Raw genomic sequence first — 16957 nt, 5'->3', positions numbered from 1 at the left:
CCTATAAAAGGGATACTAAATTTACATTTATGAGAAAAGTAACCGTTTATTTTTTACTTGCTGTATTTGCTTTAGCAACCAGTTGTGGATCTAGCGACCGAGGAGAGTTAACAGGTGTTAGGTCTAAAAAGAAATTTTTCCCTGAGAAACCATTAGGAATGACATTAATTCCAGGTGGTGCCTTTACAATGGGTAAAACAGATGAGGATATTGCAGGTGCATTAAACACACCATCCAGAACTGTAACTGTAAGACCATTTTATATGGACGAAACAGAAATTACAAACGCTGAATATAGAGAGTTTGTAGTATGGGTAAGAGATTCTATTGTAAGAACTCAATTAGCCATTCTTGCAGAAGAACAAGGTTTTGGTGCAGCTAGTGCCGATTTAGATGCAGGTGCATCTTCAGGTAACGAAGATGGTATTCAAAAATACAAATTTGCAGAACCCGATACTACTGCCAATGTATATTATAAATATATGATGGATAACTACGGTAGCTTAGGTGATTTAAATTCACCAACTGAAGGTAAAGCATTAAACTGGGAACCTGAATTGGTTTGGAATATAGCAGAATATCCTGATGCAAGTTATGCAGAAGCGATGGACAGTTTATATTTACCAATCACTGAGGTTTTTGACGGTAGAAGAATTGTTGATACTAAAAAACTATCATACTTATACTACACTTTCGATCCAGAAGGTGCTGCAAGAAAAAGTAGTAATAGAAAAGACTTTATCAAGAAAAATACAGTAGAAATATATCCTGATACAACAGTTTGGGTAAAAGATTTTAATTACTCATATAACGACCCAATGCACCAAGATTATTTCTGGCATCAAGCATACAATGACTACCCTGTAGTTGGCGTATCATGGCCACAAGCCAAAGCTTTTTGTGACTTTAGAACTCAAAAGAAAAACAGATTTTTAGCTAATAAAGGTGCAGGTAAAGTTCCTAACTTTAGATTACCAACTGAAACTGAGTGGGAATTTGCTGCTCGTGGAGGCTTAGAATATGCTAAATACCCTTGGGGTGGTCCTTATACGGAAACTGATAGAGGTTGTTTTATGGCAAACTTTAAACCACAAAGGGGAGATTATGCTGCTGATGGGGCTTTATATACCATGGAAGCAAAGTCTTTTACACCTAATGACTACGGTTTATATAACATGGCAGGTAATGTTTCAGAATGGACTGACACTGCTTATGACCCAGCTTCTTATTACTTAGGTTCTACAATGAACCCTAATGTAAATGATAGCGGTAATCAAAGAAAAGTAATTCGTGGAGGATCTTGGAAAGATGTAGCTTATTTCTTAGAAGTAAGTACAAGAGATTACGAATATGGAGATTCTGCAAGAAGTTATGTAGGCTTTAGAACAGTACAAGATTATATGGGTGTTAAATAACATTCAATAAAAGACAATTTTCAATAAAAATTTAGTAGTAATTATCATTAAGTAATAATAAATAGTAATAACAAACGTTTTAAAATAAACCAACTAGAATTAATAATTAAAATTAAAATTAACCCGAAAAAAGAAAAATTATGGCAGGATCACTTAAACAGAAAAAAATCATGAACTTCGTTTATGGTATGGGAGCATCAGTAGTATTAGTAGGAGCATTATTCAAAATCTTACACTTTAGCATTGGACCATTAACAGGTGGAGTTATGTTAACAATAGGATTATTAACAGAAGCAGTAATTTTTGCATTCTCTGCATTTGAACCTGTTGAAGAAGACTTAGACTGGTCACTAGTATATCCTGAATTAGCAGGAGGACAAGGACAAGGCTTGGATAGATTATCTGGTGATGTAGATGCTGAAAGCATGTTATCTTCTAAATTAGATACTATGTTAGCTGAAGCAAATCTTGATTCTGAAAAAATGGATAGATTATCTACAAGCATCCAAAATTTTGCAGGTGCCGCAGAAAATATTGCACCAGCTGCAAATTCAGTTGCCGCAACAAGTAAATATAGCGAGCAATTAACATTAGCTGCTTCTAATATGGAATCTTTAAACAGTTTGTATAAAGTGCAGTATGATAGTGCATCAAGACAATCTGAATTGAGTGAAGCAGTTGCTGAAAACACAGTAAAACTTAAAGATCAAATGGAATCTTTAGCAACAAACTTATCATCATTGAATGGTGTTTATGGAGGTATGCTATCTGCTATGTCAAATAGAAACTAATTAGTAGAATAAAATAATTTAACCCAACTATTAACTAAAACTAATTAGAAAAAAATGGCAGGAGGCAAACTATCACCAAGGCAGAAAATGATTAACTTAATGTATTTGGTATTTATCGCGATGTTAGCAATGAATATGTCAAAACAAGTTTTATCTGCTTTTGGTTTCATGAACGAAAAACTGGCAGCATCTAACGTGTCAGCGGAACAACAGAATGCAGCTACTTATGCTAGTCTGGCTACGAAAGCAGCCGATCAACCAGAGAAGTATGCAGAACACAATACCAATGCTCAGAAGGTACAAGCTTTATCTTTAGACTTTAATGCTCATCTTGAAAAAATGAAAGAAGAGTTAACTAAAGATGTTGAAGACCCTACAAATTATGAGTCTATGGACGGAACGGATGCAGGTGATTCTTTCTTCTTTGCAGGAGAAAAGTTTACTCCAGCTGGTGAAGAGTTTTTAAGTAAACTGAATAACTACCGTACGGAAGTAACATCACTTTTAGGAGATGATTATAAAGACATAACGTCAAAAGTAAATGCACGTTTTGACACTTCTGATCAAAAAATAAAAGATGGTGAAGGAACACAAACATGGTTAAAAAATCGTTATGAAGGTTTTCCTTTAATTACAACAATTACTAACTTATCTCAACTTCAAGCTGATATTAAATCAACAGAAAATGAGATGTTAATGGCAATGGTTCAAGGTCAATTAGAAAGTGATGTTTCAATGAGAAACTACACGACTATTTTAGTACCTGACAACCCAGCTACGTTACAAGGTGCAAACTTTAAAGGTAAAATAGTATTAGGTAAATATGATGCTACTTTAAAACCAACCAAAGTAATTATTAATGGTAAAGAGATCACTAATATTGAAGGTGGTGGTGCAATTTTAGATTTCCCTTCAGGTAATGTAGGTGAGAATGAAATTAAAGGTGAGTTTGTATTTAAAGAAGGTGACTCTTTAGTTAGATTACCAATTAATACTAAATATGCCGTAGTTGCAAAACCTAACAGTGCTGTGATTTCAGCTGATAAAATGAATGTGGTTTATAGAGGTGTACAAAACCCTATTACTATTTCAATGCCAGGTGTACCTGACAATTCAATTTCAGCAAACGCACCAGGTTTACGTAAATCAACAGGTTTAGGTAAGTATATGATGAGTCCTGGTAAAGGTAAAACAGTTAAAATTAATGTAACTGGTAAATTACCTGATGGATCTTCTGTAACTTCTGGACAAACGTTTAGAATTAAAGATATCCCTGCTCCTTCTGCAGCAGTAAGAGGTAGCCAATATGGTGTTATTAAAATGCCTAGAAGTTCTTTACAAAAAATGACTATTGGAGCTATTATACCAGATTTTGAGTTTGACTTAAAACTTGGAGTATCAGGCTTTAGTATTAAAGTTCCTGGATCACCAACAGTGATTGTTAAAGGTACAAAATTCAATGCCGCAGCGATTAGAGCTTTAAGTAAAGCAAGAAAAGGCGACATGGTTACAATATTTGATGTAAGAGCATCGTTATCTGGCAATAGTGGGTATTACTTAAAGAAAGTAAATCCATTAAATGTAGAATTAACAAATTAAAAAATAAATATTATGAATTGGAGAGGTTTTTTAGTAGTGTGTGGTGTTGTAGCATTAACAACAAGCTCAATAAACGCACAAGCTAATTTGTTGAATGCAAAGATTCCTGAAGAAATTGGGATGAAAACAGCAGAACAATTAGCGGCTGATAATGACGGACCATTACCTTACGGTTACATAGATGATAGAGATATCCTATGGTCTAAAGTTGTGTGGGAGTATGTGGATTTGAATGAGAAAATTAATTTACCATTCTACTATCCAATAGATACGAATAACATTAGCTCTAGTAGAAGATCTCTTTATGATACTTTATTGAGAGGTATTAAAAGTGGTGAGATTGCAGATATTTATGACGATTCTTATTTTGAAAATAAATTAACTTTCAAAGAGATTCAAGGTCGTTTATCTAGAATTGACACTAGTGATGCCGGTTATGAGTTATTAAATCAAGGTGAAGCTATTACTGATGAGTATGTTGATAGAACAGATTTAACTTCTGGAGATATTGCTGGACTTAAAATAAAAGGAGTTTGGTATTTCGATAAAAGACAAGGTGAGTTAAAATACCGTTTATTAGGTATTGCACCAGTTGCACCAGATGTTAACTTCTTGAATCAAGGTTCAGGTGGTGGTATGGATGAACTAATACCTTTATTTTGGGTATGGTATCCAGGAGCTAGAGAAGTAACGCATGCAATGAAAGTGTTTAACAATAAAAACTCAGCGTTCCCTCTATCTTATGATCATTTATTAAATGCACGTCGCTTTGTGGCAAGTATTTATAGAGAAGAGAATATATACGGTAACAGAGATGTTGCAGAGTATATTAAAGGAAATGCTTTATTCCAAGTTCTAGAAGCTGATAAACTTAAAGAGGATATCAGAAATAAAGAACTAGACATGTGGAATTATTAATAAATTCACTGTAGTATATCTGAAAAACTTCTGCTCTTTATTGAGTAGGAGTTTTTTTTATGCCTTTATTTTACCTTTATAACTACATTTGTAATATGCAAGTAGATTATATTATTGTAGGTTTAGGATTGGCTGGTTTAGCCATTGCTGAAGAACTAGAACGAAATGATAAGTCCTATATCATTTACGAAGATTATTCTCAAAATTCATCTCGAGTGGCAGGTGGAGTTTACAATCCCGTTATTTTAAAACGTTTTACTCCTGTTTGGGATGCTTTTGACCAATTAAACATCGCAATACCGTTCTATGCAGCGTTAGAACAGAAATTAAATATCCAAATTGATTATCCTTTAGATATATATAGAATATTCACCTCTATTGAAGAGCAAAATAATTGGTTTAATGCTTGTGACAAGCCCTTTTTTGAGAGTTATATGATTCCCAAAATCGTTAAAAACAACAATCAAGGTATCAATGCTCCTTTTGGATTAGGAAGCGTTACAAATACAGGGAAAATTGACACCAAGGCCTTATTAGATGCATATATTGATTACCTACAGAAAAGAGATTTAATTGTTAATGAAGGTTTTGAGTATTCAAAAGTTATTTTTATAGAAGACTGTGTTAAATACAAAACTATTACAGCCAAAAAAATTGTATTCTGTGAAGGTTATGGAGTTGTAAAAAATCCATTCTTTAAGGATATACCTTTAAAAGAAGCCAAAGGAGAATTATTAACCATCCACTCCCCTAACCTTAACATTAATTATATAATAAAATCTTCTGTATTTATTATGCCCTTAGGAAATGATACTTATAAAGTAGGTGCAACTTTCAATTGGAGGGACAAAACTTTGAATCCCACCCAAGAGGCTAAAGACGAATTGGAAAATAAGTTGAAAAAAATAATTAATGTTCCCTATACAGTCATTGATCAAAAGGCAGGTATTAGACCTACTGTAAAAGATAGGCGACCCATAATTGGAACACACCCCAACAACCCTCAATTAGCCATTTTAAACGGATTAGGAACCAGAGGTGTTATGTTGGCTCCCAAAATGGCTAAACAACTCTATAATCATCTAGAAAACGATGAGCAACTCAGTAAAGAGGTTGATATCTCAAGGTTTTAACATGGAACATTTGCAACCTTTATTGCAATGCGACTTCCGAGAGGTAGAAAAACAAAAAAAGCCCGAAATTCAATTGAATTTCGGGCTTTTTTTATAGTATTTATAGACTACATTTCTAATGCTTTCTTAGCATTACCGTCCATTAGTAATTCTTCAGGATTTTCTAGAGCCTCTTTCACTGCTACTAAAAATCCAACAGATTCTTTACCGTCAATAATTCTATGATCATAAGACAATGCAACATACATAATTGGTCTTATGGTAACTGCTCCGTTTATGGCTACTGGCCTTTCCACTATATTGTGCATTCCTAAAATAGCACTCTGAGGAGGATTGATAATTGGGGTAGACAACATAGAACCGAAAACACCTCCATTGGTAATGGTAAAAGTACCACCAGTCATTTCATCTATCGTAATATCACCATCTCTAGCACGAATAGCCAAACGTTTTACTTCTGCTTCAACACCTCTAAAAGTTAAATTTTCTGCATTTCTAATTACAGGAACCATTAATCCTTTAGGACCAGAAACCGCGATAGAAATATCTTGAAAATCATAAGCTACTTTATAATCTCCGTCAATCATTGAATTTACATCCGGATACAATTGCAAGGCTCTTACAACTGCTTTCGTAAAGAAACTCATAAAACCTAAACCAACACCATGTCTTGCTTTAAAGGCTTCTTTATATTCGTTACGTAAATCAAATATAGGTTTCATGTCTACTTCGTTAAACGTAGTAAGCATTGCCGTTTCATTTTTAACAGCAACCAAACGTTCCGCCACTTTACGACGTAACATTGATAATTTTTTGCGTTCCGAACCTCTTATGCCACCTGTTATTGGTGACCCCATACTAGGTGTCGCATTTACAGCATCATCTTTGGTGATTCTACCGTCTTTACCCGTTCCTTTAATAGAACTGGCAGTCATACCTTTTTCTGCTAAAATCTTTTTAGCAGCAGGTGAAGCTGTTCCACTTGCGTATGTTTCTTGTTTTTTAATTTCAGCAGGTTTCTCTTCTTTTTTGACCGGTTCTTCTTTTATTGCTTCTTTTGATGAACTGGCACCTTCTGGCTTTTTAGCACTTGTATCAATATGACATACAACAGCACCTACAGCAACAGCATCTCCTTCTTCTGCTTTTAAAGTTATAATACCGCTATCTTCGGCTGGTAATTCAAGTGTAGCTTTATCAGAGTCTACCTCTGCAATAGCCTGATCTTTTTCCACATAATCACCATCTTCAACCAACCAAGTGGCTATTTCTACTTCAGTAATCGATTCGCCCGGAGAAGGGACTTTCATTTCTAAAATCATAATTGTTTAAATTATCTATATTCAAGTTACAAATTCCAATCAAAAATAATGGAATTTATTAATTATTATACACTTTTATTTATCAAAAACTAAATCTAACACACGTTGTTGCCTTCTTTTAAATCTTGCACTAGAACCTGCAGCAGGTACGGCATAAAAAGGTCTTGAAGCTACTTCTAGCTTTACTAAATTAAAACGTTGTAGCATAAAACTCCATGCCCCCATATTTTGTGGCTCTTCTTGTGCCCAAACATAGTTTTCAACATTTTTATAGAGATCTATAATACTTTGAATTTTATCTAAATCTAATGGGAACAATTGCTCAATTCTTACTAAAGCAACATCATCTCTATTTAACATCTCCCGTTCTGCCAATAAATCATAATAGAATTTACCAGTACAAAGCACCAATTTTTTAACCTTATCTCTATTAATAGTATCGTCAATTACGGTTTGAAATTCTCCTTTTGCTAAATCATTTAATGTAGATACTGCTTTTGGATGACGTAATAAACTTTTAGGTGTAAAAACTATTAATGGTTTTCTATAATTTCTTTTCATTTGTCTACGTAACAAATGATAGAAATTACCTGGGGTTGTACAATCTGCTACCGTCATATTATGAATGGCACATAATTGTAAATAACGTTCCATTCTTGCTGAAGAATGCTCAGAACCTTGACCCTCATAACCATGTGGCAACAATACCACAATTCCGTTCTGAAGCTTCCATTTATCTTCTGCCGCCGACATATATTGATCAAATATAATCTGAGCTCCATTACTAAAATCTCCAAACTGGGCTTCCCAAATGGTTAGTGTATTTGGATTTGCCATTGCATATCCATAATCAAAACCCAACACACCATATTCCGATAACAAAGAGTTGTAAATTGTCATTTCCCCTTTGTTGTTCGGGTTACTATTTAATAAATTAATTCTTTCCTCTGTAACTTCATCTCGCAAAATAGCATGTCTATGACTAAAGGTACCACGCTCAACATCTTGCCCTGAAATTCTAATATTATAACCTTCTTCTAACAATGAACCATAAGCCAATGTTTCTCCTAAGCCCCAATCTAGATTGTCGGCATCAATCATTTTCGCTCTATCGTTCAGAATTCGCTCTGCTTTTCTAACAAAATTAGCACCCTCTGGTACTGACGAAATAACCTTTGCTATACCTTTTAATTTTTTTACTGCATACTTTGTATCGAATGACTTGAGCATTTCCGCTAAATCAGCACGTTCAAAACCTTCCCACGTACTTTCCATAAACGGCTTTACAACCGAAGTTTTATCTTCTTTAGACTTATTATACTCCGTTTCAAGCATAGACTTATAATCGTCCTTTAATTTCTCAACATAAGCCTCATCAACTACTTTTTCGCGTAGTAATTTATCAACATAAATATCTTTGGGATTTTCATGTTTAGAAATTGCCTTATAAAGTTTAGGTTGAGTGAAACGCGGTTCATCACCTTCATTATGACCATATTTTCTATATCCTAATAAATCTATAAAAACATCGCGTTGAAATCTCATTCTAAACTCTAATGCCATTTCTGTAGCGTGCACTACTGCTTCAACATCATCAGCATTAACGTGTAATACTGGAGATAATGTAACCTTACCAACATCTGTACAATACGTACTTGAACGGGCATCTAAATAATTTGTAGTAAACCCTATTTGATTATTTACAACGATATGAACTGTACCACCCGTTTTATAACCATTTAATTTAGCCATCTGTATTACCTCATAGACAATTCCTTGTCCGGCAATAGCAGCATCACCATGAATTAGTATCGGTAAAACTTTAGATGAATCTCCATTATATTTTCTATCAATTTTAGCCCTAGCAATTCCTTCTGCAACAGCATCAACAGTCTCTAAATGAGAAGGATTAGGCACCAAATTCATTTTTATTTCTTTACCATTTTGATAGGTTTTATTCAACGTTAAACCCATATGGTATTTTACATCACCATCAATAGTATCATCTTCAAAGTCTTTACCTTCAAATTCGCTAAACAACTCTCTAACTGGTTTTCTAAAAATATTGGTAAGTGTGTTTAGACGACCTCTATGAGCCATACCCAATACACATTCTTCCAATTGGTGCTTATTTACAGCTTGATATAATAAATTACTAATAGCAGGAATAAGAGCTTCACCTCCTTCAAGAGAAAAACGTTTTTGACCAACATATTTAGTCTGTAAAAATTGCTCAAAAGTTACGGCCTGGTTTAGCTTAGAAAGAATATACTTTTTCTTTTCAACATTATTTTCAAGATGATTATCATTTTTATTTAATGCATCTTGCCACCATTTAATTTCTTCTGGCTTTCGGATATACATATACTCTATACCAATAGAGTCGCAATAAATAGCTTCTAAATGCTTGACAATGTCTTTTAGCGATTTACTTCCAATGCCGATTACCTCACCCGCATCAAAAACCGTCTCTAAATCACTATCAGATAATCCAAAATTTTCTAGAGCTAACGTTGGTTCGTATTTTCTACGCTCCCTAACTGGGTTTGTTCTAGTGAATAAATGGCCTCTAGAACGATAACCATTTATTAATTCTATTACTTTAAATTCATTAAATACATGCTCTGGAACTCTAATTGCACTTTCATTATCTTCCCCTGTTAAACTATAATCTGTATTTGCAAGATCATAGCCTTGAAAAAAACTTCTCCAACTCGGTTCAACAGCATCAGGATTTGACAAATATTTGTCATACAAATCTTCAATAAAACCTGTGTGAACTGCATTTAAAAAAGAAAACCTATCCATTAATCAAAAATTTCTTAATATGAAAAACAAAAGTACAATTTTTAACGAGATAAAATAAATTATGACGTCTGATAAGTTTGCAAAAAATAATTTTATTTTTTTTCATTTTTTTGTTGTTCAAATTAGAAAAACATTTATATTTGCAACCTGAAAAATTAGAGAAATCTAAAATATTCCTCCTTAGCTCAGTTGGTTAGAGCATCTGACTGTTAATCAGAGGGTCCAAGGTTCGAGTCCTTGAGGGGGAGCTTCAGAGAAACAAAGCCTTTACAGAAATGTAGAGGCTTTTGTGTTTTTATACATTAACCTCCTATATACGTATTGATTTACAGCTCATTAAATAAACAATTAAGGCATTCAATTATCGGTTCAATTAAAAAATCAGGAGCGTAAAAAAATAATATTTCTTGTTTTTTAAGATCTAATTTGTCTAAAATTTAAATGAATACTAAAAAGCTGTTCATAATTTTATTTATTAGAGCTACTTGATACTCTATTTTGTTTCTTTGTTACAACATAAAAATAAGACCTACGGTTTAATTGATGCTCATCTTTACTACATTTTTTTTGATTGACATCATTACAATTATTTAACAACTTATCTTCACCATAACCTATGGCACTTTGAATTCTAGTACGTGATATCCCTTTACTGACGATATAATTACGTGTTGCTATTGCTCTTTTATCAGATAATTTCTTGTTATAATCTTTAGCCCCTCTGCTATCTGTATGAGATTCTATTTTTATAACCATTTCTGGATTTTTTTTCATTACCTCAATTACTTTTTCCAATTCAGGCTTTGCATCTTCACGGATGTCATATTTATTTACATTAAAATAAATAGGATCAGTTACTATTTGATTTTTTACTACTGAAAGTTCATCCCTATCAACAACCACATCTTTCAATTTAACTGTAGAAGTTTTTATAGTATCATTATTTACTATAGCTCCTTGTATTTTATCATTAGCTTGTACTTCATTAGTATTCAATAAATAAACATAAGAACGCCGATTTTTTTGATGCATTTCTTCACTACATTTTTGCTCATTAGAATCGGAACATGAATACAATAATTTTTCTTCTCCAAAACCAATTACACTTTTTATTCTATCCACGGCTATACCTTTTGAAAGAATATAATTACGTGTTGCTTTTGCTCTTTTATCAGACAACTTTTTATTATAATCTTCAGATCCTCTACTATCAGTATGTGACTCAATTTTTATTGCAACCGTTGGATTTTCTTCTAGTATTTTTACAATATTATCTAAGTCTGATTCAACATCTTTTTTAATATTAAAACGATCAAAATCAAAATAAATAGGATTGACTATAGATTCATTATCAACAATTAAAGCCTTTTCTGCCTCTTTATGATATTCTTGGTGTCGCTTATCTTGCTTATCAGCAATCTCATTTAATATTCCATTTTTAATACTATCTTTAATAATAGCTAACGGTAAAAGTTTTTCCGCCACCTTTTTAACTTCTAAAATAGACAATTTATCAATTGAAAAACTATAAATATCGTCATCGCCTTTACCTCCTGCTCTATTTGAAGAGAAAAATCCTTTTTGAATATCTGCATCAACTATAAAGCCGAAATCATCTAAATTACTATTAAAAGGAGCCTTAATATTTTTTACTGGACCAATGTTGCCATTTTCTTCAATTTGTGCCTCATAAATATCGAGACCACCAAGCCCTTTATACCCATCTGAAGAAAAATACAACATATTCTTTGCTCCTATATAAGGAAACATTTCTCTCCCTTGCGTATTTATTTTGGATCCTAAATTTTTAGGTTTACCAAATTTGTTATTATTTTTAATTGCCACCTTATAAAGATCTGAATCTCCAAAACCACCTTTCATATCAGAAATAAAATACAACGTTTTTTCATCTACACTCAATGCAGGATGACCAACAGAGTATGTATTACTATTAAAAGGTAAGGCTTCAATATTTTTCCATTTATTATTTACCAAAGTCGCTTTATAAATTTTTAACCTTGCTAACGACTCTTTCTTATTAGGAGATCTTCTTTTACTATAATTAGCTCTCGTAAAATACATGGTTTTACCATCTTTGGTTATAGCTAATGACGCTTCATGGTGTTTTGTATTTATTTTTTTTGAAAACACTTGTTTATTTTTCAACTCTTCAAAAGCCATACTGGTGGAATCAACACCTAAAATTGTGTCAATTACCGTTGCTTCATATAGATTTAAATAGGGCTGATTATTCCATTTATATTTTTTTGATTTTCTCTTACTTTTTGAAGCGGTACTTGCGAAATAAAATTTGTTGTGATGTAAAAATCCTCCAAAATCTGAAAATGGCGTATTTATAGCTACATTAGTTACCTTTATATTACTTTTAATACCATTTGTAGCTATCTGAGAAATATAATTATGGTGTGCTAATGCTACACTATTCGTTTCACTATTAGTTGCTGAATCTTTTAAGTGTTCTTTAAATATATCATCAGAGGTTTTATAATCTCCATTACTTCTCAGCACTTGAGCATATCGCAATAAATGTTTTTTTGATACATTATCACCAAAACTAGTCACCAACTTTTTGTACCATATTTCTGCTTTCTCCATTTCTGAATTGGCATAATAAGAATCGGCCAACCTACTTATTACGAGAGAGTCATTTTTATCACCTTTTGCATAAATTTTCTCATACAGTTCAGCAGATTTTTTATAGGCCAAATCATTAAAATACTGATCTGCAATATATTTTTTCTGAGCGTATCCCAACAAAGACACGCAAAGCATTAATAATAGTATTATTTTATTTTTCATTTTTAAGCATATTTTTAGTGGCTTATAATTTTTAAAAGAACCTTGGAGATATTTCGGGTCCTCTTGAAAATATCTCATATCGCAACATGAACTCATGTGTACCCGTGTTATAAACTCCATAATTAGATGTTGTTAAATCATAAGCATATCCTATATTTAGACTATTTGTTACTTGAAAACCTAACAAAGCACTTATCGCATCATTCCATCTATAAGAAACACCACCACGAAACTTGTCTAAATATAAAAAGTTCGCAGAAATATCTAAAGATGATGGATCATTCATAACCGCTTTAAAAAGTAGTGCAGGCTTAAATTTTAAATCTCTATTTATATCGAAAACATAACCAGCAATTAGAAACATATGTTCTTTTTCTAAGGCCACATTTTCTTTACTTGCACTATAGTTATTTGTCCTCAAAACATTAGGAACTGAAGCTCCTACATAAAATTTATCACTATAATAAAAAGCACCAAATCCTATTGTAGGTGAAAATTCATTATTCACATTCGTATCAAAGACTCTGTCTGGATTTTTATAAATTCCTTTACTCCAATCTACATTAAACAACCTACCCCCAAGCTTTAAACCTAAGGCTAAGAAAGATGCATCAGTGACCTGTAAAGAATAAGATACGTTGGCATCTATTTGTGTTTTTTGAGCGGGTCCAATTTTATCATTCATAACATTTAAACCAATACCCACACTTGTATACCTCAATGAGGTGTCATAACTTAATGTTTGGGTTTCTGGAGCCCCATCTATTCCTACCCATTGACTTCTTGCCAAAATATTAAAAACTGTATGTTTTTTTGACCCTGCGTATGCCGGATTTACACTCATTGTATTATACATATATTGCGTAAACCCGGGATCTTGTTGAGTTTGTACTTTTTCTGACAACAGCATAATTAGTACAACAACAAATCCGCTAAATTTTCTATATTGTTTTGGATTCTTCATTTTCTTTTCTCTTTACTTTAATTATCTGTTGATGAACAACCAACCAGTTTTATCTTTACTTCCATCACCAAGCTTAAGAACATAATAATACGTACCTGAGACTAATTCTTTGCCTGAATTACTTAAACCACTCCATGAATTATCATAATTTGCCTTTTTATATACCACATTGCCCCAACGATTAAAGACTGTTAATGAATTCTCTTTATAATTTTGAATACAATCTATTTCGAAAGTATCATTAGCACCATCATTGTTAGGACTAAATTCATTGTAAATAATAAGACAGGTTGGAGAGGCTTCTGCACTAGCTTCATTATTAGATTGGTCACTATCCGTAATGCCTTCATAACTAATAATACTAGCTGTATTTAAATAGTCACCTTCTTGTAAAACTTTAACAGTAATGTCTAAACTTACTTCTTCTTCAAAATTTAAAGTTGGAATGGACCATTCTCCATCATAAAAAGAGTAAATTCCTGATGTTGTAGTATGAGAAACATATTCATAACCATCTGGGATTACTTCTGCCACTATAGTATTTATAACCGTTACATTACCATTATTTAAAACTTTGATGGTAAAAATGACTTCCTCATCTATTACAGGTTTTAAATTATCTACCTCTTTTGTAATACTTAAGTCTAAAGTGCTTGGTAATATTATAATTGTTGGATCATTTGTTGGGTCATTATCATAACTTCCATCGACATGTGAGCTTTCTATTGCATTTGGATTTTCAATATGCACTCCATAAGGATCTGTACCAGCATCACCTTCGTCAACGATATCATTAATAACACCATTACTATATTCAGACAGCAATTTCGCTTTTGCCACGGCTACACCTTCTATATAACCTCTATCGATATCTTGCTGATTAATTGCATCTGTTAATGACCATTGCCCAATTTCTCTAGGTTGCAAGGTGTCAGACACAACAATCATATTTGCATTTCCATGTATCAGATAATCAATTGACACCTCTGACAATGTTACATTACCTGTATTAAAAACATCATAATGAAAAGTAATTTCATCTTTTAAATTACCTACAATACCATCCGAATTTGTATCCTCAATTGAAAAAGACTTGATTAAGGACAATGCTTTTAATTGCGGTAACATTACTACAGAACAATCTTCACAACTACTATCTAAAGGCATTAAATTATGGAAGTCTTGAGCTGTATTTTTTATTTGATTATTTTTTATATCAAAAGCAATAACCTCCGCCTTATTATGAAAACCTTTTGCGTTAATATCTTCCTGTTTTATGATATAAACACCTGTAAAAGTATCTGTATTATAAGTATCAGCAGCTAAACTAGCTATGGCGGCACCCGACATATTAAGTTTTGGATCTTCCACCAAGATATTCTTCAGCACCGTATTACCCACATTATGAATCGTAAACTTATATGATATTGTTTCACCTACTTGTGCATATCCATCTTTATTTTCATCATTAAAGATACCTTCTTGTATCAAGGTTATTTTTGGCGTAATAGGAGAAACAACAATAGTACTTTGGTTATTAGCTAAAACTTCATCATTACCTCCACTATAATCCGTTAAAGAGGCCGTATTTTCGTAAACTCCAGTCTCTCGTATTTTAGCGATTACAGTTAATGTCTTTTTTGTACCTCCAGGTAAACTGCTTATTTTCCATTCTCCTTTTATCGAATCAAAACTCTCACTTGATTTTGATGAAACATACTCGTAACCACCTAACAATACATCTGTAACAATAATATCTTCCGCAAGCACATCACTATTGTTTGTAATTGTTGTAGTTAGTTTTACTTCATCACCTACATAAGGATTTACATCGCTTACTTCTTTCTCAATTCCCAAATCAAAAGGGGTGCAATTGTTTGTTTTTAATGAATTTACACCACTTAACCATACAACTTTACAAGTACTGCAATCTTCACAAACATAATTCCATGCCCAATCAACATTTACAGTTGAATTACTAAAACACGATGCTTGAAGACCATCAATCTTAAACTTTGTTAGATCTTGATTTTCAACTTCCAAAAGTGGAATCTTTATCCTTAACAAAGTGTTATTCTCCTCTACAACATGACTAATTGCTCTATTATGCACATCCAAAAAAGTAACATTAGAAAAGTCTAACTTTTTAGAAAAAGTTAAAACCAACTCTGTATATTGATTTTTACAACCTGTATAAGCTCTCGGATCAAAAACCCCTTTTACGTTAGCTTCAATACCAAAAGGAACATCATAATCTATGGAGTTTGGAAATGCAAGCGTGTTATTATTGCCTTCAATTTTATTTGCTAAAACATACCCATCTTTTTCTGTATGTACTCTTAGACTTGTTCCCTTTTTATTATTGAACAGTATTCTAGCAGCATTATATCCTTTTTCGTTACTGGAACAATTGACTGAAGTAATTGTAGTTACTTTAAAAGAGCCTCCTTCTTCTAAGTCATCATAAACACCATCATGGTCTAAATCTTTAAAACCTAGTATTCCAGCAATTTCTTCATCAGAAATATTTGCTATTTTCACACGGAACCGACCATTATGATACTCAATTCTTCTATTGGAAATTAACATATCATTGATATATAATTTCGTCAAATTGGCACTACTATTTAAGGCTTCTTTTAGACTAGCATCTGAATCTTTAAAACCAATTTCATTGAAAGAAGCTCCTAAGTCTACAATAATATCTGATGCAAAATTTTCACCATTGTCAGTTTTAACGGCAACATTTGTAAATGTATAATTATTTGTACCAACTACTTTAGAACAGCCGTAAGTAGCTTTATAATCTGAAACAATTTTTATATCAAATTCCGGAGAACCATTAGTTGATTTTCTACTAATTGTCGATTTTAAATTTTCAGAAACAGATTGATTTACATTAGCTGTTACTTTAAGCTTTGAACCGTTGTCAAATAATTGAATACGGTTAGCTCCTGTTGCCTCTTGAGCATTTATATTAAGGGTAAACATTAGGCAACATAAGGCCATAGTTATCCTGTTAAAGTTTAAAAGGAAGATAAACATTTTATAGGGGGTTCTTAATTAGAATTAAATCTTAAATTCTTAAAAACTAGTGTTAGTTTTCTAAAATAAATTTCCACTGATTTTAAAAACGCCCTGTTATGTTAAAAATTGTTAAAGAATGTTAAATTGGTTAACCAATTTT

Annotated in this window: 10 protein-coding genes and 1 tRNA gene; 6 read left to right on the top strand and 5 right to left on the bottom strand. The window is 32.5% G+C overall.

From position 1 onward, the window contains the following. The first annotated feature begins 29 nt into the window (after window positions 1-29). The 5 genes from porK to FF125_RS04930 all read left to right on the top strand — a co-directional run bounded on the left by porK (window position 30) and on the right by FF125_RS04930 (window position 5856). A complete protein-coding gene (gene porK, locus FF125_RS04950) occupies window positions 30-1415 on the top strand; it encodes a T9SS ring complex lipoprotein PorK/GldK (protein ID WP_138948738.1) in 1386 nt (461 codons plus the stop codon). A 140-nt stretch (window positions 1416-1555) separates the two neighbouring features. Further along, window positions 1556-2206 carry a type IX secretion system motor protein PorL/GldL gene (porL, locus tag FF125_RS04945; RefSeq protein WP_138948737.1) on the top strand — a complete coding sequence of 217 codons (651 nt, stop codon included), beginning with the start codon at window positions 1556-1558 and terminating at the stop codon, window positions 2204-2206. A gap of 54 nt (window positions 2207-2260) precedes the next feature. After that, window positions 2261-3805, top strand: a complete 1545-nt coding sequence (porM, locus tag FF125_RS04940) for a type IX secretion system motor protein PorM/GldM (protein ID WP_138948736.1) — start codon at window positions 2261-2263, stop codon at window positions 3803-3805. Window positions 3806-3817: 12 nt separating this feature from the next. Then, window positions 3818-4723: a type IX secretion system ring subunit PorN/GldN gene (gene porN, locus FF125_RS04935; RefSeq protein WP_138948735.1), complete on the top strand. Its 906-nt coding sequence runs from the start codon at window positions 3818-3820 to the stop codon at window positions 4721-4723. 95 nt (window positions 4724-4818) lie between these two features. Next, the gene (locus tag FF125_RS04930; RefSeq protein ID WP_138948734.1) at window positions 4819-5856 is read left to right on the top strand and encodes an NAD(P)/FAD-dependent oxidoreductase; all 1038 of its coding nucleotides are present in this window, start codon (window positions 4819-4821) and stop codon (window positions 5854-5856) included. A 107-nt stretch (window positions 5857-5963) separates the two neighbouring features. Here FF125_RS04930 and odhB read toward each other — a convergent pair whose 3' ends face one another. Together odhB and FF125_RS04920 are read right to left on the bottom strand one after the other, a co-directional pair. Further along, a complete protein-coding gene (gene odhB / locus FF125_RS04925; RefSeq protein ID WP_138948733.1) occupies window positions 5964-7178 on the bottom strand; it encodes a 2-oxoglutarate dehydrogenase complex dihydrolipoyllysine-residue succinyltransferase in 1215 nt (404 codons plus the stop codon). 75 nt (window positions 7179-7253) lie between these two features. After that, a complete protein-coding gene (locus tag FF125_RS04920; RefSeq protein ID WP_138948732.1) occupies window positions 7254-9986 on the bottom strand; it encodes a 2-oxoglutarate dehydrogenase E1 component in 2733 nt (910 codons plus the stop codon). 174 nt (window positions 9987-10160) lie between these two features. Here FF125_RS04920 and FF125_RS04915 point away from each other — a divergent pair. After that, window positions 10161-10234 (top strand) — tRNA-Asn (locus FF125_RS04915). A 220-nt stretch (window positions 10235-10454) separates the two neighbouring features. Here the strand turns inward: FF125_RS04915 and FF125_RS04910 are convergent. The 3 genes from FF125_RS04910 to FF125_RS04900 are packed head-to-tail and all read right to left on the bottom strand — an operon-like array spanning window position 10455 to window position 16761. Then, window positions 10455-12806 carry an OmpA family protein gene (locus FF125_RS04910; RefSeq protein WP_175418871.1) on the bottom strand — a complete coding sequence of 784 codons (2352 nt, stop codon included), beginning with the start codon at window positions 12804-12806 and terminating at the stop codon, window positions 10455-10457. 31 nt (window positions 12807-12837) lie between these two features. Then, window positions 12838-13770, bottom strand: a complete 933-nt coding sequence (locus FF125_RS04905; protein ID WP_138948730.1) for a PorP/SprF family type IX secretion system membrane protein — start codon at window positions 13768-13770, stop codon at window positions 12838-12840. Between the two features lie 21 nt (window positions 13771-13791). Next, window positions 13792-16761, bottom strand: a complete 2970-nt coding sequence (locus FF125_RS04900) for a T9SS type B sorting domain-containing protein (RefSeq protein ID WP_175418870.1) — start codon at window positions 16759-16761, stop codon at window positions 13792-13794. Window positions 16762-16957: the final 196 nt, after the last annotated feature.

Source organism: Aureibaculum algae (assembly GCF_006065315.1).
Classification (GTDB): Bacteria; Bacteroidota; Bacteroidia; order Flavobacteriales; family Flavobacteriaceae; genus Aureibaculum; species Aureibaculum algae.
Note: the sequence above shows the minus strand (reverse complement) of the source record. Positions and strands in the feature narration are given on the sequence as shown.